General features: G+C 42.8%; 22 protein-coding genes, 1 tRNA gene and 1 pseudogene. 12 read left to right on the top strand and 12 right to left on the bottom strand.

All coding sequences use genetic code 11. The features are described 5' to 3' along the window. Window positions 1-197: 197 nt before the first annotated feature. Window positions 198-503, bottom strand: coding sequence for a hypothetical protein (locus PISL_RS03960; protein WP_053240308.1), 306 nt, complete (start codon window positions 501-503; stop codon window positions 198-200). 96 nt (window positions 504-599) lie between these two features. Beyond that, entirely contained in the window at window positions 600-1,502 is a 903-nt protein-coding gene (locus PISL_RS03965; RefSeq protein ID WP_011762520.1) for a radical SAM protein, read from the bottom strand. 43 nt (window positions 1,503-1,545) lie between these two features. On the opposite strand from PISL_RS03965, the gene PISL_RS03970 reads away from it, so the two are divergent. Beyond that, the gene (locus PISL_RS03970) at window positions 1,546-2,109 is read left to right on the top strand and encodes a transcription factor (RefSeq protein ID WP_011762521.1); all 564 of its coding nucleotides are present in this window, start codon (window positions 1,546-1,548) and stop codon (window positions 2,107-2,109) included. On the opposite strand, the gene PISL_RS03975 is transcribed toward PISL_RS03970, so the two are convergent. Beyond that, window positions 2,110-3,303 (bottom strand): pyridoxal phosphate-dependent aminotransferase, encoded by a 1,194-nt coding sequence (locus PISL_RS03975; RefSeq protein ID WP_011762522.1) that lies wholly within the window; start codon window positions 3,301-3,303, stop codon window positions 2,110-2,112. It abuts the gene before it with no gap. 86 nt (window positions 3,304-3,389) lie between these two features. Between PISL_RS03975 and PISL_RS10650 the strand changes: the two genes are divergently transcribed. Beyond that, the gene (locus PISL_RS10650; protein ID WP_167827614.1) at window positions 3,390-3,527 is read left to right on the top strand and encodes a hypothetical protein; all 138 of its coding nucleotides are present in this window, start codon (window positions 3,390-3,392) and stop codon (window positions 3,525-3,527) included. A gap of 353 nt (window positions 3,528-3,880) precedes the next feature. Further along, window positions 3,881-4,549 carry a 30S ribosomal protein S3ae gene (locus tag PISL_RS03980; protein ID WP_011762523.1) on the top strand — a complete coding sequence of 223 codons (669 nt, stop codon included), beginning with the start codon at window positions 3,881-3,883 and terminating at the stop codon, window positions 4,547-4,549. Here the strand turns inward: PISL_RS03980 and PISL_RS03985 are convergent. Next, window positions 4,546-5,076: a KH domain-containing protein gene (locus tag PISL_RS03985; protein WP_011762524.1), complete on the bottom strand. Its 531-nt coding sequence runs from the start codon at window positions 5,074-5,076 to the stop codon at window positions 4,546-4,548. The two genes, PISL_RS03980 and PISL_RS03985, sit on opposite strands and share 4 nt — an antisense overlap. Before the next feature lie 44 nt (window positions 5,077-5,120). Here PISL_RS03985 and PISL_RS03990 point away from each other — a divergent pair, with 44 nt between their 5' ends. Beyond that, window positions 5,121-5,921 (top strand): serine protein kinase RIO, encoded by an 801-nt coding sequence (locus PISL_RS03990; RefSeq protein WP_011762525.1) that lies wholly within the window; start codon window positions 5,121-5,123, stop codon window positions 5,919-5,921. On the opposite strand, the gene PISL_RS03995 is transcribed toward PISL_RS03990, so the two are convergent. Both PISL_RS03995 and PISL_RS04000 read right to left on the bottom strand, forming a co-directional pair. Beyond that, window positions 5,913-6,440: an indolepyruvate oxidoreductase subunit beta gene (locus tag PISL_RS03995; RefSeq protein ID WP_011762526.1), complete on the bottom strand. Its 528-nt coding sequence runs from the start codon at window positions 6,438-6,440 to the stop codon at window positions 5,913-5,915. The two genes, PISL_RS03990 and PISL_RS03995, sit on opposite strands and share 9 nt — an antisense overlap. Next, entirely contained in the window at window positions 6,425-8,203 is a 1,779-nt protein-coding gene (locus PISL_RS04000) for a thiamine pyrophosphate-dependent enzyme (RefSeq protein ID WP_011762527.1), read from the bottom strand. The genes PISL_RS03995 and PISL_RS04000 overlap by 16 nt, the downstream gene beginning before the upstream one ends. 82 nt (window positions 8,204-8,285) lie before the next feature. Between PISL_RS04000 and PISL_RS04005 the strand changes: the two genes are divergently transcribed. Both PISL_RS04005 and PISL_RS04010 read left to right on the top strand, forming a co-directional pair. Further along, window positions 8,286-8,555 (top strand): DNA-directed RNA polymerase, encoded by a 270-nt coding sequence (locus PISL_RS04005; protein WP_011762528.1) that lies wholly within the window; start codon window positions 8,286-8,288, stop codon window positions 8,553-8,555. Between the two features lie 539 nt (window positions 8,556-9,094). Continuing rightward, window positions 9,095-9,556: a bifunctional nuclease family protein gene (locus PISL_RS04010; RefSeq protein ID WP_011762529.1), complete on the top strand. Its 462-nt coding sequence runs from the start codon at window positions 9,095-9,097 to the stop codon at window positions 9,554-9,556. On the opposite strand, the gene PISL_RS04015 is transcribed toward PISL_RS04010, so the two are convergent. Genes PISL_RS04015 through PISL_RS04025 form a run of 3 tightly spaced genes read right to left on the bottom strand, consistent with a single transcriptional unit; the run spans window position 9,543 to window position 11,310 of the window. After that, the gene (locus PISL_RS04015; RefSeq protein WP_011762530.1) at window positions 9,543-9,782 is read right to left on the bottom strand and encodes a KEOPS complex subunit Pcc1; all 240 of its coding nucleotides are present in this window, start codon (window positions 9,780-9,782) and stop codon (window positions 9,543-9,545) included. The two genes, PISL_RS04010 and PISL_RS04015, sit on opposite strands and share 14 nt — an antisense overlap. Further along, window positions 9,763-10,827 carry a hypothetical protein gene (locus PISL_RS04020; RefSeq protein WP_011762531.1) on the bottom strand — a complete coding sequence of 355 codons (1,065 nt, stop codon included), beginning with the start codon at window positions 10,825-10,827 and terminating at the stop codon, window positions 9,763-9,765. The genes PISL_RS04015 and PISL_RS04020 overlap by 20 nt, the downstream gene beginning before the upstream one ends. A gap of 27 nt (window positions 10,828-10,854) precedes the next feature. Further along, on the bottom strand, window positions 10,855-11,310 hold the full coding sequence (locus PISL_RS04025) for a 30S ribosomal protein S15 (RefSeq protein WP_011762532.1): 456 nt from the start codon (window positions 11,308-11,310) through the stop codon (window positions 10,855-10,857). 48 nt (window positions 11,311-11,358) lie between these two features. Here PISL_RS04025 and PISL_RS04030 point away from each other — a divergent pair. The 6 genes and pseudogenes from PISL_RS04030 (at window position 11,359) to PISL_RS04055 (ending at window position 15,650) form a co-directional block, all read left to right on the top strand. Then, window positions 11,359-12,160: pseudogene (locus PISL_RS04030) on the top strand (SAM-dependent methyltransferase). Beyond that, the gene (locus PISL_RS04035) at window positions 12,157-13,035 is read left to right on the top strand and encodes a deoxyhypusine synthase (protein WP_011762535.1); all 879 of its coding nucleotides are present in this window, start codon (window positions 12,157-12,159) and stop codon (window positions 13,033-13,035) included. Before PISL_RS04030 ends, PISL_RS04035 begins: the two are co-directional and overlap by 4 nt. A 1-nt stretch (window position 13,036) precedes the next feature. After that, window positions 13,037-14,002, top strand: a complete 966-nt coding sequence (locus PISL_RS04040) for an MraY family glycosyltransferase (RefSeq protein ID WP_011762536.1) — start codon at window positions 13,037-13,039, stop codon at window positions 14,000-14,002. Further along, window positions 13,999-14,214 carry a hypothetical protein gene (locus PISL_RS04045; protein WP_011762537.1) on the top strand — a complete coding sequence of 72 codons (216 nt, stop codon included), beginning with the start codon at window positions 13,999-14,001 and terminating at the stop codon, window positions 14,212-14,214. Before PISL_RS04040 ends, PISL_RS04045 begins: the two co-directional genes overlap by 4 nt. A 117-nt stretch (window positions 14,215-14,331) precedes the next feature. Further along, the gene (locus PISL_RS04050; RefSeq protein ID WP_011762538.1) at window positions 14,332-14,817 is read left to right on the top strand and encodes a Rab family GTPase; all 486 of its coding nucleotides are present in this window, start codon (window positions 14,332-14,334) and stop codon (window positions 14,815-14,817) included. Beyond that, window positions 14,814-15,650, top strand: a complete 837-nt coding sequence (locus PISL_RS04055) for a hypothetical protein (RefSeq protein ID WP_011762539.1) — start codon at window positions 14,814-14,816, stop codon at window positions 15,648-15,650. Before PISL_RS04050 ends, PISL_RS04055 begins: the two co-directional genes overlap by 4 nt. On the opposite strand, the gene PISL_RS04060 is transcribed toward PISL_RS04055, so the two are convergent. The 3 genes from PISL_RS04060 to PISL_RS10660 all read right to left on the bottom strand — a co-directional run bounded on the left by PISL_RS04060 (window position 15,627) and on the right by PISL_RS10660 (window position 17,034). Then, window positions 15,627-16,313, bottom strand: a complete 687-nt coding sequence (locus PISL_RS04060; protein WP_011762540.1) for a phosphoglycolate phosphatase — start codon at window positions 16,311-16,313, stop codon at window positions 15,627-15,629. The genes PISL_RS04055 and PISL_RS04060 overlap by 24 nt on opposite strands. A gap of 23 nt (window positions 16,314-16,336) precedes the next feature. Continuing rightward, window positions 16,337-16,885 carry a hypothetical protein gene (locus PISL_RS04065; RefSeq protein ID WP_167827616.1) on the bottom strand — a complete coding sequence of 183 codons (549 nt, stop codon included), beginning with the start codon at window positions 16,883-16,885 and terminating at the stop codon, window positions 16,337-16,339. 33 nt (window positions 16,886-16,918) lie between these two features. Next, window positions 16,919-17,034, bottom strand: a tRNA-Asn gene (locus PISL_RS10660). Between the last annotated feature and the right edge of the window lie 288 nt (window positions 17,035-17,322).

The raw sequence follows: 17,322 nt of genomic DNA on the forward strand, positions 1-17,322 counted from the left end.
TAACCAAAACATAACTACATTGGATATAAGACTCCACTGCCAACAAAAATCGAGTCTTACTACGTTACGACAAACCGACCATTAACCTCGGAAAGGGGTAACGCCCGAGACCTCATAGTGCGGATTCTGCACAAGCGGATAGACAGTTTGTTAACAAATATTTTAAATTGATGTACTAATTCATTATATAAAAATAATCATAGATTATTTACAAATTCTGCTAATAGATACATTACGATTGCGCCCATGATCATACCACGTCCGCCGTATTTATTAATACCGGAAAAGTATAGAAATGCACCAATTAGCCCCAATATTACAGATAACGTCTTTGCCATAGAGGCTATATGTATCTTCAAGATATCTTTTAGATTTTGAAGAAAATTATCAACAGACGATAAGATACTATCTATTGTCTTATATATTTTTACGAAAGGGTCTGTTGCATTAGAAATTGCAAATGTTAACGAAACGAGGAGCAACATCACAATAGCAATTTTCACAATAATAATTACTACCCTTAAAAACCAACTGTCGGCTTTACGCAACAATGTACGGCCCGCGCTCCCGCCCTAAAGGGCAAGGTTTTCAGTTGTAACCTAGAGGACTTCTAACGTTTTTACGCCAACGCTTAGTTTAATTCTTATCTTCTTTGCATTTAAGCTGTTGGGGTGGTACCCGTCCTCGTCGTATATCACAGTGCCGTCATCTTGGACGTATTTATTGGGCTTTGCTATAGTCATCATGTGTCTAAAGAGTCGTGTGCCAATCTGTATCGTGTCTTTATACCTACTAGTACATATATGTGCAGGCGCCTTCACCATCTCCGCTATCCTCTCTGCCGCCTTTAAACTACCATATACACTATGGCCTTCGATTTTGTAGCCCATAGCCTTTAGCCTTTCTAAGTTAGACTCAGAGATGTCTAACTCGTTTATATTTACAAAACTTATGTATGGCACAAGGGCGTTCACAGCTTCAGCAATCTGTTGTTCAAAGCCCGGCAACGCTGGCACCTCCGCACCAATAGTTTTACCAGATGCGACCAACGCCTTTACATATTTTTCTCTGCCCTGAAGTTGCTTAACGGATGTGATGTGTATCCGCACCTCATCTACTCTACTTGACGCTATAATTCCAACTCTCTTTCCATCGAGATTTAGTATGTGTGTATACATGTGGATATGGAAATCCTCGCCAAACTCCCTCTTTAAGAGGTCTGCAACTATCTTAACACGTTCAGCAACAACTGACGGATCTCCGCCAGTTATCGCCGCGCCTTCTGAAGAGTATTCAGCCACCACCTTTGGTATATCCTCTATTTTATCCACGGGGATGTCGTTGACATATATTACGTCTTTTCCAAACCTCTCCTTACTAACAGGACAATAGAAACAGCTAAGGGGGCACAAACCTGTTATAAATATAACACTTTTAGCGCCTAGTAAACAGAGCTCGCAGCCTCTGGCAAATTCTCCACGAAACACCCTGTTGTAATACACGGTCTATAAACGGATTTTTATTTAAATACACACTGATAAACTTATGGCAGAAGAAGAGAAAACTGTAGAGCGCGCCCACGTAGAGGAACGCGGCGGTAGGCAAGTATTAGTTCTAAGATGGAATACCGGTAAGACGTCAGCAGGCCGTCTCTTCGGCAGATATGGCGTGGGGGGAAGGCCAGATTTCTTTAGGCTGTTATTTGGAGCCATTGCTGGCTCATTAAAGGAGAAGTTCGGCCCCCAGGGGGACGAGATATTTAATAAGATTAGAGACTCAAGCGAATTTAGGAAAAGTAGTAGGGAGATTTTTGACGCTTTGAAAGATTGGTTTTTCAACGAACTTGCGCCAAAGTATGGGTTAGACAAAGGCGATATTTTTATGATAATTACAGAAATAGAGTTAGATATAACGACGGGAGAGTTGAAATGGCATAAGGACAGAACAGAATTCTACTACTGGGTGAGAAGCGACAGATGCCACCAGGTATCGGTGCCAAAAGAGTGCCAAGAGCTGGCCGAAGAAAATACAAAACTAAAGCAAGAAATAGAGCAACTACGCAGAGAGCTAATGCAGATAAAAGAGAGATTGGCCAGTATATTAAAATAGCTATGGTTTTTCTAAACCGGTGGTCACAGCCTCGCCTATTCTTCTAATGCCCTCCTCAATTCTCTCAGGAGTTTCGGTTACAAAGGATATACGCACTGCGGCTCTATATATTCCACTAAAATATGACCCAGGCACTACTGCCACGCCGTACTTCTCCAGTAGTTTTTTGGCAAACTCTTCACCATCGTAGATATATCTAGAAAGGTCGACGAATATAAACATAGAGCCCGAAGGTACAATAAATCTAGCCTCTGGCACATATCTTCTCAACGCCGAAACAGCGATATCTCTTTTATGGCGGTATATCTCAACAACTTCTCTGATATACTTCATTCTGACTTCAGAACGTAAATATATAGACACTAATCTCTGTGCAAAAGACGGGGGGCAATATACCATTTCTTCATTCATTAGCTTTATTTTCGGTATTACCTCTGGGGGGCCGTATACATAGCCTAATCTCCATCCAGGTATAGCCGGGTCCTTAGAAAATGTATTTATCGAAATTGTATGTTCAGGCGCGAATTTGTAGATGTAGACATGATGCCCCTCATATATTAATGTCTTATAAGCCTCGTCTGTAATAATCCAAAAATCGTAGTCTCTTGCCAAGTCTGCAATAGCTTTTGCAATATCTTCTCTTAGAACTCTGCCTGTTGGATTATCTGGGGAGACTAAGATAACGGCCTTAGTTCTCCTACCAATTGCAGACTTCAGCACCTCAGGCTCCGGCTGAAAGCCGTTTTCAAGAGTTGTCCTAACCGGTTTTACGGTGGCGCCGAAGTACTCAATAAGAGGTCTGTAGCCGAAGTATGTCGGATCTGTCACAACGACCTCATCCCCTGGCTCTAACAGCGTGGCAAGCGTTGAAAACATAGCGGCTTGACCGCCCGCGGTTAACACAATTTGCTCCGGAGGAATATCGAGCCCTCCTAGCCTCTTCAAATCCTCGGAAATCGCTTGCCTAACCTCGTAGATGCCTTGAGAAGGCGTATAACCATAGAGTTCCATAGAATCTATTTTGAGAAGCTCTCTCATTACTTCTCTCACCTCTCGAGGAGGGGGAATACTAGGCTGGCCTGTAGACAACAGAATCACGTCTCGGTTCTCTCTTTTTAGTCTCTCACGTAACTCGTCGATCTTCCGAGTTGGCGACTCCCTTAACGCGGAAATCCTAGGCGAAAACCCCCTCATTGAGAGAGGTAAAGAGAGTCGTATATATATGTTTACGTGTACGTTTTTTGTAAAGGGGGTATAAAACTTTGGCCATAGCTTAAGCCATGGAACAGATTATCATACCTATTTCTGAAGATGAGCTAGAAAAAATAACAAGAATATGTAAAAAATATGGATTTGAAACACTTGACGACTGCATAAATATGGCGTTAGCACAACTTATTTACATTTACAAAGGGTAAACTTAGTGGGTTGGAAATTTTTCTTAACTACTTAGTATTCTCGAAACCAAAAATCTAACAGTCCCTAGGTATTGCCTACCTGTCTTAGCCTAGGTAGTATGCCTTGTTAACAAAAGGTGCAGATAGAAAAGGTGATATCTAAATACCTGCTGATACCGTGGACAAAACTCGCCGTGGAGAAGTCATTTTTTGTAAGAGTGTTCTTGATTTTATTATTTATCAATTTATACGAACCTTGTTGTGTGGTATACCGGCAGGCTCTGGCTGAGCGGTGTTGTGGCTTTAGCGTGTAATCCTGCACAAACACGGAGGTGGTCGTAAAATTTATATTCCATAGTACACAGCTTTTTTCAATGTCTGAGAAGCAGAAAGCTGTAGCCGCACAGGAGAGAGTTACAATTTCTAAACGAGATCCTTGGGCATTAAAGAAATGGTTCAGCGTATATGCGCCTTCGTATCTTGGTGGAGTATTTTTAGCAGAAGTACCAGCCTCAGAACCTCAGAAGCTGTTGTTAAGAACTCTTGAAGTTTCGCTTTTTGACATCACCAAGGACTTGTCGCATCTACCTATTAAATTGAGGTTTCAGATACATAAAGTCGATGGCTTAAAGGCCATTACTAGATTTAAAGGGTTAGAGCTTACAAGAGATTATATAAGATCTCTTGTAAGAAAAGGCACAAGTAAAGTATCAGCCATTGTAGAAGTAAAGACAAAAGATGGGTGGGTTATGAGAATTGCGGTATTGGCAATAACCACACATAGGATAGGCTCTGCCCAAAAGTCGGCAATGAGAAAGAGAATGTTTGATGTATTGACTAGGAAAGCCTCTGAAATGGACATAGGCCAATTCCTAAAGGAGGTGCTTGAAGGCTTACTTACGGCTGATCTCTTTGTGGCAGGAAAGAAAATTGCCCCGCTGAGAAAGGTTGAGATAGCTAAGATAAAGGTGTTAAAATACCCGCCAGAGGAGGAGCAAACCACGGTAAAAGAATTAACAACAGAAACAGTAGCCGCTTCTTAACTACCACGGCCTTTTGCACCCTGGATAAATTTATACACCGTGTTGTGTTTCTTACCTTCGATTAACATCTCTACCGCACGTCTTGCTATTTCAACATCCTCCATCTTGCCTAAGATAGCCACGTAGTTGTCTCCCACTACCATATGTACCTCTGCTAGATACTCGATCGTGCGCCTTGCGCGACCTTCTTCACCAATTATCCTGCCTTTAATACGTCTCAAGTGATTTGGTTTATCTGTGTACTCTTTTAGATCTATTACGACGAGTGTATATTCATCGTTCTCTAACTCAAGTGCTTGCTCTGGCGTGAATCCAAGCGCTATGGCTTTAATCATCTCCCTTAGTTTAAGCACGGAATCCACTGTTACATCGGGGCCTGGCTTTACTTTGATATAGAGCTCTTTCTCGTCTAATTCTACCCTAGCTCCAAATCTGCCATCTACAAGTTTCACAAACTCTCTCGCCGCTTTTATCCTCTTTTTTTCAATCGGCTGTAGTATTTCTCCTCTTAAGTAATCTGATGCCACACTATAATTAGGCAAGAAATTTAAATTCGTTTACAAAGATTCACGTGAGACGTTTTAAGACTGAGAAAGATAGCGATTATTTCAAAATTGTAGATGATGCCATAAATGCCTACACATGGGCTGCTATAGTTAAATTACAGGAGAGGAAAGTTATCGATGATGTGCTAGGCGCCATAGGTCAGGGAAAGGAAGCAAAGATAATACTAGCAAAAAGAGGAGAGTCATACGCTGTTTTAAAGGTGTTTTATCCTATCTTAATAAGATTTGTAAAGAGTAGATACGGCTATATCTTGGGAGATCCAAGATTTAGAAGACTAAAGATAAGCGACCAGTTGCACTTGGTAGAAACGTGGTGTAGGAAAGAGTTTGGAAATTTATCAAGGGCATATTCCGCTGGAGTTAAAACGCCAAAGCCGTACGGCTTCTATAGAAATGTTATGGCAATGGAATTTGTTGGCATTGATAAAACTCCCGCCCCTCTTTTAGCAGATGTGGGATTAGAAAATCTTGAAGATCCAGACCACGTATTCTACGAAGTTGTGAAAAATCTTGAGAAAACATATATATTTGCAGGACTTGTACACAGCGACTTAAGTCCATTTAATATATTATACGACGGGAAAGATCCGTGGATTATTGACTGGGGCTCTGCTGTCAGACGCGGACATCCAAAAGAACTCGAATACCTCAGACGCGACGTGGAGAGAGTCTTGGAGTTTTTTGAGACTCCACTTCCTCCAGAGGATCTCTTTAAGAGACTTGTAGAGAGGGGCGCTTGGCGAGGTTCTATTGATATAGATGAGGAGGGGTGGTTGTTAATAGGGGGAAAGAGAATCTTAGATTAAGGACATACCTCTTAAAAATGCCTTTCTATTATTTTCATCTAAAGATGGCGGCATAGAGAGGCCAAGCAATTTAGAGACAAAGCCTAACATTACGGAATTCTCATATAAGACAGAGCCTAGCTCTAGAGCTATGTCATAACAAGGCACGATGTATGTTTTTATGCCAGATCTCCTAATTGCGTCTAATGTGTCATTTAAGTTATACCATTTCCCAGGCGGCTGAATTATTCTCTTATTGACAACTAGTATGCCATTTGGTTTAAGATAACGATATGCCCTAAGCGCCTCGAGGGCCTCAAGCGCTATGACAAAATCTGCGCCACCCTCCTCAACTATTGGGGCGTACACCTCTCTGCCTATTCTCACATGAACTTCCACAGAACCGCCACGTTGACTCATGCCGTGTACTTCAGCAATTCTCACGTCGTAGCCTTCTGCCATTGCCGCCTCGCCTAACCATCTCGCCAAAGTTAATACTCCCTGTCCACCGACTCCTACAATAACTATGCCTGTTTCCATATCTCTAGCCAAATTTCTTTTCTGCCTTCAAGTTTAAAGGCGTTAAACGGACATACTTCCGCACATACACCACAACCTACACATAACGCAGGGTCGACATACGCTTTCCCGTCCGGTCTTTTCGAAATAGCGCTACATTTTAATAAATTATAGCATAAACCACATGATTTACATTTCTCTAAGTCAACTTGATACTTAGGTATCTGAACTCCCAACCTTCTAGCCTTACGAATGGCCATTAATACGCAAGGCCTCCTAGAGATGACAACAGCGGGCTTGCCGTTTTTTACAATCTCCACAGCCTTTTTAACAATCTCTATAGATCTCTTAACGTCAACGGGGTCTATGACAAAAGTAGGCAAACCCAGCGCCTCTGTTATCTTTTCAGCCGGTAAAAATCTACTGGGACTAGGCTGGCCTCCTGTCATAGCCGTATAGGAGTTATCCATAACTACAATGAGAATAGGTATCGACTTCCCCACCACATCAATTAGTTGGGGTAACGCGGCGTGGTAAAAAGTGGAGTCGCCTATTGTAGCTACCACAAAGTGTCGCCCCGCAACCGTAATCCCAGAGCCCAGCCCCACCGAAGAACCCATATGCGTTATTACATCCTGTTGGCCCATGTTAATGCCAAGAGAATAACAGCCAATATCTCCAGACCACACCGGATTTAATCCAGCAGTCGCAACCTTAAGTATATAAAAGGTAGCCATATGTGGACAACCGGGACATAAAACAGGCGGTCTTGGAGGGGGCTCAAGAGGGGGTCTCGGAGGTTGAGGTGGGTTATATGGTACTCCCACTGCCTTTGCGATTCCCATCGCGACCTTATTTATATCAAGTTCCCCAAATTTAGGGAAATATCCGTTTAGCTTCCCTCTTGTGGATATGCCTAGACTTCTCAGCTGGAGTTCCAACACGGGATCTCCCTCTTCGACTACAACAGCGGATTTGTCAACTATGTCGGCTACTTTCCTGGGCGTGGGTACGACAATCCCTAGTTTCACAATTACCGCCTTGATGTTTAAGCGTCTTACAGCTTCTTTGACGTAATTATACGCAACGCCAGATGTGACAATAAATACATCGCCAGAACCCTCCGTTTGTATATACTCACTTGCAATATCTTGTATTTTCTCCCACTTTTCTAATAACGCCTTTTTTCTCTCTCTGGCGTTTGTAGGTACAAGACAGAACCTCTTTACATCTTTTGTAAATCTGCCCCATTTTGGCGGAGCTGGATGTTCTATCTCTACAGGCGCTCTTACATGGCTAACTCTAGTAACACTTCTTAACATAACTGGATGCTTTAACTTTTCGCTAAGGGCAAAACCATCTTTTGCCATTTTATAAGCCTCTACAGGATTTGATGGCTCTAGCACAGGTATATACGCTTGTAAACCATACCACCTGGTATCCTGTTCATTTTGAGAAGAGTACATCCAGGGATCGTCAGCGGTAATTATGAGGAAGCCGCCCTCCACTCCTGTATAAGCGGCGCTGTGAAGAGGATCTGACGCAACGTTGAGACCTACGTGTTTCATGGCAACTAGAGCCCTTGCGCCTGCAAGCGCTGCACCGTAGGACAGCTCAAATGCCGTTTTTTCGTTTGCCGCCCAATATACAAATCTGTCTTTAAACTCTTCCAGCGTTTCTAATACCTCAGTCGAGGGGGTTCCTGGATAGGCTGTGGCGACGGCGACGCCGGCAGCTAAAGAGCCATATGCGAGAGCCTCGTTGCCGAGGAGGAGAAGTCTCATATGTAATTATGATATATAGACTATAAATGTTTTTATAGATGGAAGAAGTAAGGCTTAAATACTTAATATTACAACCATAGGAATGCGGTTTTGTCCTAGAGACGGAACTTTGATGATCCCGCAGAAAAAAGACGGCATCACGGTACTGAAATGTCCAAAATGCGGCTATGAGGTAAAACTTACAGAAAAAACAAAAGAGGCTTATAGGCAACGGTCAGAAGTGTCGGAAGAGAGAAAGAGAGGAGTTATGGTCGCCGAAGAGAGAAAAATTGAGTACGACCAGGAGGAGGTAGAGGAGTTAAGAAGACAACTACTCGAAAATCTACAAGAAGCCGAGAGAGAGAGCGATTAATCAGCCTGGTTTAGGACATTTCACCATGTCATAAGCCGTTTCTCATCACCTATCGTCATGACATAGGTAGGGCCCGTTATATTAAACTTGATTCTTGAGGTAAAGATCCGCACCCAATAATTACCGTTAGCATGTCTGTCATACTTACATCCCCCTCTACATCTTGTACTTTTTTCTAGTCCGCTAAGTCTGTCGCATGTTGTACAATTAGGCCATCCCCCGTTTGTACATGCCGGGCGGCGTGTCTGCCCACTGAGCTTTTCCAATAAAACTCCTATGGCGTTTTAACGCCGTGGTTTAGAGGAGGGCGGTGGGGAGACAGCTCTTCTGCTGACTTTAAACCGACTATTCTCTATGGAAGACTTAGAAGAGAATGGCAAAGGGCCGAAGAAGAAATGGAAGAAAACGCAGGCTAAGAAGGGCCCCACACCCGAGGTGTCTTGGATACCGATGAAGACGTAGGCGGAGAGGAAGTCCCTAGGTGCAATAGCCTAGGGACAGACGGTAAAAGGATTTAAAGATGTGATACTTATTATGCAATGGTTAGATATCTCAAGGCGGAGCTTATCAGCGTTATAGAGACTGTTGATTCCTATGGACAGCTTGTGGGCATAATGCTAATAGGGGCTGATGAGTGGGGTGATAGAGCGGTTCCTATTATTATAGGATCTGCCGAGACTTTATCTATAAAAAAAGGGCTTGGAGAGGTTGACTTCCCCCGCCCCCTAAGCCATGATCTATTCGTTGATATCCTAGAAGCTCTGGGCGTGGTTATTGAGAAAGTTACTATTGACGCGCTGGTGTCTAATACATACACAGCTACTGTATACATACGCGACAAAGAGGGAAAAACGCATACTTTTGACGCAAGGCCCAGCGACGCTGTGGCACTTGCTGTAAGAGTAGGTGCGCCTATTTATATTTCTGAAAACTTAGAGAAATATGCCGAAGATTTAAGAAAATATATACGGCCTCCAAGCGGCAAGATTACCGAGGAATAGACTTTTCGATAAGTTGAAGAGCCCTAACTATGTCGTCTATCGTGTTCTTTAGAGTTAAAATATCTTCGGGATTCTCAACGGTATAGTAAATGAGTATATGGAGCCGGTCGTTTGTACAAACGTAATGTATTTCCATATCTTCTGGAAGTTCTATATCATCTGGACTTAGCGCGTCTTTAAAGATACAATCTAGTGGCGTCTCTATTCTACTTATTAACTTCTTCATATATCTTTAGAAAATCGGCATATTTGTCTGATTCGATATAAGCTATGAAGTGCGTTGGAAATACTAGTGTCTGGCCGATTTCGCTTAACACATTTGCAAAATTCTTTAGCATATCTCTCTTGTTCATAGGAGGTATCACTGCAAGAATAAAGCCTCTTGTAGTTTCGTATCTTAGTATAATCCACTCTGTTAATTTCATATAATAGGATAAATATGGCGGAATTTTGTAGATATAGAATGGATTTTGAATTGTTATAACGCTATCCTTTATTTTTTTCAAAAGCAGATAGAAAGTCTCCGCAAGATTTGAAACGTAGACGCTTATGTCTCTGTTAATAAAGCCTGCTAAATCGGCCTCTATTCTTATCGCAATATCTGCCGGTTTATACGTAAATGAATAAGGCTTTATTGCCTTGTCAAAAACGGCGGTATGAAAACCCTCGTTATAAACCACGCCAAGAGCCCGGTCTAAAAGGGAGACCGCTTCCTCAGACGACATGGAAGCTATAGACTTTGAGTTCTCTGCCCCACGCCCTGTGATCCCCGGGAGTATAGGCAGGGTAGATAGCGATAAGGCCTTTTCCACAGGTAAAGTGTCGAGAAATGGAAAGACTATTGCCAGTTTTTCATCTCCTTTTAAAAGCTCTTTGGGAATTGGACATTTATATTCACAATAGTCAACAGACCAAGAGTAATGACCTGCATAGAGCGCCCTATGTATATGTTCTTCAAGCGGAGAAAGTGATTGTATGATTATAGCAACAAGATGACTTATAGATGTAAATTCGACATTGTATCTATCGTTGTCTATGCCAACCTCACGCTCTGTTATATACATCCCCTCACATTTGAATCCTATGCAGATGCCGCTTTTGGGCGGCCAATCTACAACTGATAGTTGCGCAGTCTCGCCAAAGGCTTCTATTAAAGCATAAGTAGCGAGATATGCGTCTACGGATCTTCTAGTGTAAATAATAAGCGGATTTTGTTTTAGATACTCTAGCACCCTGTCGATGTGGTCAATGACGAAGTTTTTGAAATCCACGTAGAAATAGCCCAAGTACTTTTAAAGCTAGGTCGCCAGATGAGACAAAGCCTCAGGGTTATAGACAAATTCCTTTGGTAACTTACCAACTCTCTTGTAATACTTTATCAATCTATGTATTTTAGACTCTACAAGTTGCAACCCCCTTCGAGACGCCATATCTTTGGGGTGCTCCTCTAAATGTTTTCTAATTCTCAAGGCTCTCTTTATTAAATTTAACAAATCTTCCGGAATCTCTTGTCTTATACCGTGCTCTTCTAGAATTTTTGTAAGTTTTTTGCCAGTTATAGGCTTTACAAGAGGGATGCCATATTGATCCCTTAGGATTATTCCAATTTGCGAAGGGGGAAAGCCGCGACGTGCTAACTCCACAACTAATTGCTCAACTTCGTCTGGTGTATATTGTATCCAAGTAGGCACTGTTGGATGGGCGGGTCTTACAGATCTCGAACGCCCCTTTTTGTGACGAGATCTATGTGGCACGTCGCTAAGTTTTTTACAGCTTATAAAGTTTTCAACCTAAGGCGATATATGAACGAGACACCCCCTTGGCTCTGGGATCTCCCCTTAATAAATTTATATAATACTGACGTCGTTGGCTTTATGTACGATGTGCCTTTCGTAGCAACACCGGAGGTAGTCGTCCGTAGAATGCTTCAATTAGCTAAAGTCCAGCCAGGAGAGGTTGTATATGATCTAGGGTCTGGCGATGGGAGAGTTGTTATTATAGCCGCGAAAGAGTTCGGAGCTAGGGCTGTGGGAGTTGAAATTAGGAAAGATCTATACGAACAGTCTATGACACGTATCAAAGACCTAGGCCTATCTGATAAAGCGGTAATAATAAACGCGAGTTTACGAACAGTCTATGACACGTATCAAAGACCTAGGCCTATCTGATAAAGCGGTAATAATAAACGCGAGTTTCTACGATGTACCTCTCACTGATGCAGATGTAGTAACAATGTACCTTTTGACTAGCGTCAACGAGCGGTTAAGACCTAAGCTTGAGAAAGAGTTAAGACCTGCGGCAAGAGTTGTTACCCACGATTTTGAAGTGCCAGGGTGGCGCCCTATTGTCATAGAGGAGATATATGAAGATTGGCGTAGTCACAAGCTCTTCCTCTATAAGATACCTGGCAAAGAAATACCACTCCCAGGTAAAAACAAAGCTCTGGAGGACAAGTGGCTCAGACAAGTGGCAGAGCTCATAGATGGAGTACATTCACTCGAGGAAATTGCTTTGAAGCTGGGCGTTACAATTAGAAAAATAAGGGAAACAATAGAAGAACTAAAGAAAATAGGTGTTGTTGAAGAGGTGAAGATCATTAAATGAGGGAGATTATAGAGCTATATAGAAAAGTTGGCGGATTTCAAGCTCTCCACGTTGTAGAGGCCTATGATATACTAAAAGAGGCTATTAAAGAGGCAGATTTACGCTTTCTCTCTTTTACAGGCAACTTAGTAGCCACAGGTTTACGGGAAATTATCGCCGAGACATTGAGAAAAGGGTTTTTTAACGTAGTAATAACCACAGCTGGGGCGCTTGACCACGATATAGCAAAAGCCATGGGGGCTGTGTACTCTCCAGCTTCTTTTGACCTCGACGATGTAGAGTTGGCAAACAGAGGATTGCACAGGCTTGGTAATGTTGTAATCAAGAGAGAGGAGTACGGCCCCTTTGTAGAGAGGTTTGTACTTAAGCTCTGTGAAAAGCTAGGCGGTAGATCTCTTGGCACGTATGAAATAGCCGAGGAATTTGGGAGAGAAATGCCTGAAGACTCAATATTGGGATCTGCGGCTAGAGCTGGCGTAAGGATATTTGTGCCAGGACTTGTAGATGGCGCAGTTGGCACTGCGTTGTTAACATGTAACGAGCTGGCAAGAGCCAGAAGGGGGGGACTTAGGTTACACATAGACGTTTTAAAAGATGAGGAAATGTTGAGAGAATTGGTGTACAACAGTAAGAAATTGGCTGCCTTAATCGTAGGCGGCGGCATTAGTAAGCATCACGTAATTTGGTGGGCCCAGTTTAAGGGAGGATTAGACTATGTCGTATATATCTCAACTGCCGTAGAATACGACGGCTCACTTAGTGGCGCTAGACCGAAAGAAGCTATAAGTTGGGGGAAAGTTAAACCGACGGCAAAATCCGTGTATATATTCGCAGAGGCAACATTAGTGCTACCGATATTACTTAAGGCTTTGTGATATGTTAATTGAAACTCTCTCCATAGCTATCACATTTGTCATAGGTGTTCTTTTTGGCAACTGGTGGATCTCTTACCAGAGGAAGATAGGGCTGACGTCGCGAGATATCTACAAAGGTATCGACGGCGTCCCTCGCGCCGGCGGCCTTATCGCTATGGTTTCCGCCGTCTCTGGCTACATGATAGTTTTACCCCAATCTAGAGATGTGTTGCCCCTACTCATTATCATAATACTCACAGGCATATTAGGCCTTTTAGACGATATAAAAGGAGTTAGTGAATATGTAAGAGTGTTTGTTCCCTTCTTTCTAGCATTGATGTTGGCACGGGCTTTAGAGAATAAACTAAGGTTAACTATGCCGTTTATAGGGCTTTTCTACGGCGCCACTGGGTGGCTAGCTGTATTAGCTATACCTATTTTGACAAATGCCTTTAATATGCTAGACCCTGTTAATGGCTTTCTTCCAGTTGCAAATATAGTAATTGGGAGTACTCTAGCCATTATTTCTATTATCAGAGGACAGATAGAGGCTGTCTCTTTATATGCAGTACATGTGGCAGCCTCTGCCGCATTGTATTTCTATAACCGCTATCCCGCCAAGACATTCAATGGTAATGTGGGTAGCTATTTTTTGGGGGCCAATTTGTCAACTCTAGCCGTGATATATGACATGGTTCCCTACCTAATTTTGGCAGCCCTCCCCTTTGTGGTAAATGGGGCGTTAATTATATTCTCTTCAGGAGGTATCAGAAGGCGTGAGAAGATACAAAGGCCGACCATGCTCGTTAACGGCATAGTTTCGCAAGACTGCTCTTCGCCCATAATATCGCTAGTGAGGTTAATAGTAGCCGATAGGCCTATGACGGAATATGATATATTCAAATCTCTCGTTTTAATAACTAGCGTAACTTCAGCGTTAACATTGATACTTGTCGTGGTTATTAAGGCGTTACAACTTCCCATATGAAAAGAGCTCTATATCTTGTATTAACCTCCTACGCAGCTCTTCTCCTACTGTTTACAACAGGCTCAGTAATGCTACCGCTTCTTAGAAAGAGGATTATCGGCGGTTTTACAATCGGCGATGTGGTTATAATAATAGCGGTCCTATCCTATGGGTTATTCATATATATCTTTGGTCTCTGGCTAATACGTGTCAGTTGCAAAAATAGACGTTGAGACTTTGAGATGTATAACGGGAGAGACAAAATGGGAGTTTTGCATCAGACTAAAGACTATCCGTAACACACTAGAAGAGCTAAGAGCTAAAGTCGAGAATTTGCTCCAATCTTTGCCGTGAGACGGTATTCAGTTGCTGTATTAGGCGTCGGCGGAGTTGGAAAAACTACCTACGTATTTAGACTACTAGGTCTTTCACTTAAACCCAGGGCGACTCTTAGGCCCGGCATATACCGCTTATATCTAGGCGACAAAGAGATAGATTTTATAGATGTACCAGGCCAAGTGGCTACTGAGGTGGCGAGAAACTTCTCTAGAGCTTGGTCGTTTTACGTCGATCTAATGATCTATATGTACGACTTAACTGATCAATCCTCGCTTTATGCTATTGCAGAACTTCACAGCGCACTGCTAGATAGAGGTATTAAGCCATATAGAAAAGTAGTATTAGTTGGCAATAAACGAGACTTAGCAGAAGAGCTAGGGCTTTTCGTAGAGGGAGATGAGATAGCAGTTGCAGTTGGTGCGTCTAAGGTATATTATATGTCTGCTCTAAAAGACAACATAGAGATTTTATACAGACCAATAGGAGAAAATATATGATCCCACGTGATGACATTATAGCAGGTATAGTTTCCACGCCTATATCGGCTTTCCTCTTAGAGTTAGAGGAGATAAAGCCAAGTCCCCGTGTTAAATCTCTCATAGACTTCTTTGTAGATATTGGCGTCCTTCAGAAAAAGTGGGATAAATATAGAAAGGGGGGACGTGTATCCCCTCAAGAGTTATCCCCGCTTGCAGAAGCTGTATCGACATTATTTCAACAACTAATTTTTCCATATCTAATACTTGGCAAGAAATTCGATAGAATAAATCAAGATATTCAAAGAGCGCTCTATATCTACACCTCGGCTTTTCAAACAATGCGTATAACTATAGTACAGGAGCTATTGAAATACGGCGGCCTAACTCTCGTAGCTGGGTGGTTCCCATGCGGCTTCTCCTCTGAGCTTATGTCTATTGCTGGAAGAGACTTAGTTATTGTAGAAGAAAGAGACGACATAATTGCGCTAGAGATAGATAGACTTTCTCTAATTCCCTTAGCCACAGCACCTATTGGACGAGAGCTCGCCGCAGCCAGTTTCTACGCCTTTGAGAACATGTCTCTAGAGAAGTTGGGAGAGATTTCTGAAAAATATGGAAAATTTGAAACAGCTATTGTGTGTCAAAGAGGCGCAGATTTAGCGCTATTACAGAATGTTGCAAACGAGATATATTACATAATTCCAAGAGACAAGATAGTGACGTTTTTAAACAACGCGCTCATAGACGCTCTAGGGCTATCTAACTATAAGGGAAGCACATTTAAAAATGCCGAAAGACAAGAAATAGGGCCTTTCGACGTATATATACTAAGGGGTACAAGCGTCTCCTGAGAGAATTAGGTTGACGGCTTCTTTAAAGCCAAGGCCGCTTGGCTCTTCGACAACCACACGTGCAGCTTTTTTGGCAGCCTCTGTGGCATTACCAACGGCAATACCCCATGCAATACTTAACATCCCTACATCTACATCACTATCTCCAACCGTAGCAACTTGATGGCACGAGACATCGAGTTTTCTACAGAGCCAACTGACAGCAACTCCCTTGTCTACTCCGGCAGGTCTTACATGTATTGCATATCCACTAGACTCGACAATGTAGCCAGTACCAACAACAGCTCTTACTTTCTCTAGCGTGTCTTTAACAAGAGGTATATATGCCATATCGTACTTTCTACATCTATTCTGAGGACTCGGTATAACAGCCCCTGTTGAAATAATTACCTTATCTACTATAGACATATCGCCGGAACATAGCTCGTACGTCACTCCATCAAGGTGAATAAGACAGCCATTTTCGGCAATTACGTCACGAACACCCAAATACCTAGCTATAGTAAGCGCAAAATCTAGACCGTTAGCCGTGGCTAGTACAACTCTTAAGCCACTGTCGCGGGCTTTACGTAAAGCCAAAAGCGCCTCTACGGAAAGCTCGTAGGTGTTTCTACTCAGAGTCAACGTGCCATCTAAATCTGCTACTAAAATCTTACATTTCACACAAAATATAGATGTCGAAGTTTTTAAATCCTCGGCAAAAAGTGCGCTATTAGAGGAATCGCATCTTCTACAGACTCGCCACACTCTATAGACATATAGCGACTTTCAACTAGACACTGTGTTAATTTTACATCGCCTAGTATTTTCAACGCGTTTGGGCTTGGCTGACGGTCTAAAGGCTTCCAACGCTCATATACTTCAGCATTTATATAACCATAAACTACCTCTTTTATACCTGTGGGATATGCTAGTGCGTAGAGTGGAGACAAGTCGCATTTCTCAGACCAACAATTTACCATCGCTAGATGCGGAACTCCGTCTACTAAGCCATAGGCTTCGTACATCTCAACTAATTGCACCTCATATGTTCTGTCATTTGCCTTTATAATTAGTTTTGGAGGCATCAATGTGTCTTTTGCAAGAGTGACGTAGTTTATAACAGCCCTCACCTTTTTATCTGTAAATGTGGCCAACTTATTTATAGGCACTGGGATTGGAGGCCATAGAGTTGCTACAAAACCACGTTGAATAACAGCCCAGCCCTCTCTAGTTAGTATCTTACTCCAAGACACTATAAGTTTAGGGCACATATATAAATACGAAAGCGCCGCCGCCGGGATTCGAACCCGGGACTTCCGCCTGAAGCCCAGCCTACGGGTTAACAGCTTCGGCGGACCCGCTCGAGTCCTCCGCCGCTCTAACCGGGCTGAGCTACGGCGGCAGGATAGAAAAAGTTGTATTTTAAAAAATTTGTCCCATAATACAAGGCTGTCGTGAGAGATATACGCAAGGGTCTCCGATATAATAATTCTTAGTTAATTATACGGCACGCGCTGGTGAAACTCTCCCTATGAAGCCACGCTGCCCCCGACAAGCGCCGTCTTGACGGCGCCTCTGTGGACACAACACCGCCGGGGCAGACCTTCGGCCTTAGGCTCTGCAGCGATAGGCCGCCGCTTACAACGCCGCTTGGCTTGTACACACGGCGTCGCTTGCTCTGCAGACGCCG

The sequence above is a fragment of the Pyrobaculum islandicum DSM 4184 genome (assembly GCF_000015205.1).
GTDB classification, from domain to species: Archaea; Thermoproteota; Thermoprotei; order Thermoproteales; family Thermoproteaceae; genus Pyrobaculum; species Pyrobaculum islandicum.

Coding starts and splice junctions, on each gene's coding strand:
- PISL_RS03975 (WP_011762522.1), bottom strand. CDS start 3,303: ATGAGGGGGTTTTCGCCTAGGATTTCCGCGTTAAGGGAGTCGCCAACT.
- PISL_RS03980 (WP_011762523.1), top strand. CDS start 3,881: ATGTCTGAGAAGCAGAAAGCTGTAGCCGCACAGGAGAGAGTTACAATT.
- PISL_RS04045 (WP_011762537.1), top strand. CDS start 13,999: ATGAAAAGAGCTCTATATCTTGTATTAACCTCCTACGCAGCTCTTCTC.
- PISL_RS03995 (WP_011762526.1), bottom strand. CDS start 6,440: ATGGAAACAGGCATAGTTATTGTAGGAGTCGGTGGACAGGGAGTATTA.
- PISL_RS04015 (WP_011762530.1), bottom strand. CDS start 9,782: ATGAAGAAGTTAATAAGTAGAATAGAGACGCCACTAGATTGTATCTTT.
- PISL_RS04040 (WP_011762536.1), top strand. CDS start 13,037: ATGTTAATTGAAACTCTCTCCATAGCTATCACATTTGTCATAGGTGTT.
- PISL_RS03970 (WP_011762521.1), top strand. CDS start 1,546: ATGGCAGAAGAAGAGAAAACTGTAGAGCGCGCCCACGTAGAGGAACGC.
- PISL_RS04005 (WP_011762528.1), top strand. CDS start 8,286: ATGCGGTTTTGTCCTAGAGACGGAACTTTGATGATCCCGCAGAAAAAA.
- PISL_RS04010 (WP_011762529.1), top strand. CDS start 9,095: ATGGTTAGATATCTCAAGGCGGAGCTTATCAGCGTTATAGAGACTGTT.
- PISL_RS04055 (WP_011762539.1), top strand. CDS start 14,814: ATGATCCCACGTGATGACATTATAGCAGGTATAGTTTCCACGCCTATA.
- PISL_RS04035 (WP_011762535.1), top strand. CDS start 12,157: ATGAGGGAGATTATAGAGCTATATAGAAAAGTTGGCGGATTTCAAGCT.
- PISL_RS10650 (WP_167827614.1), top strand. CDS start 3,390: ATGGAACAGATTATCATACCTATTTCTGAAGATGAGCTAGAAAAAATA.
- PISL_RS04000 (WP_011762527.1), bottom strand. CDS start 8,203: ATGAGACTTCTCCTCCTCGGCAACGAGGCTCTCGCATATGGCTCTTTA.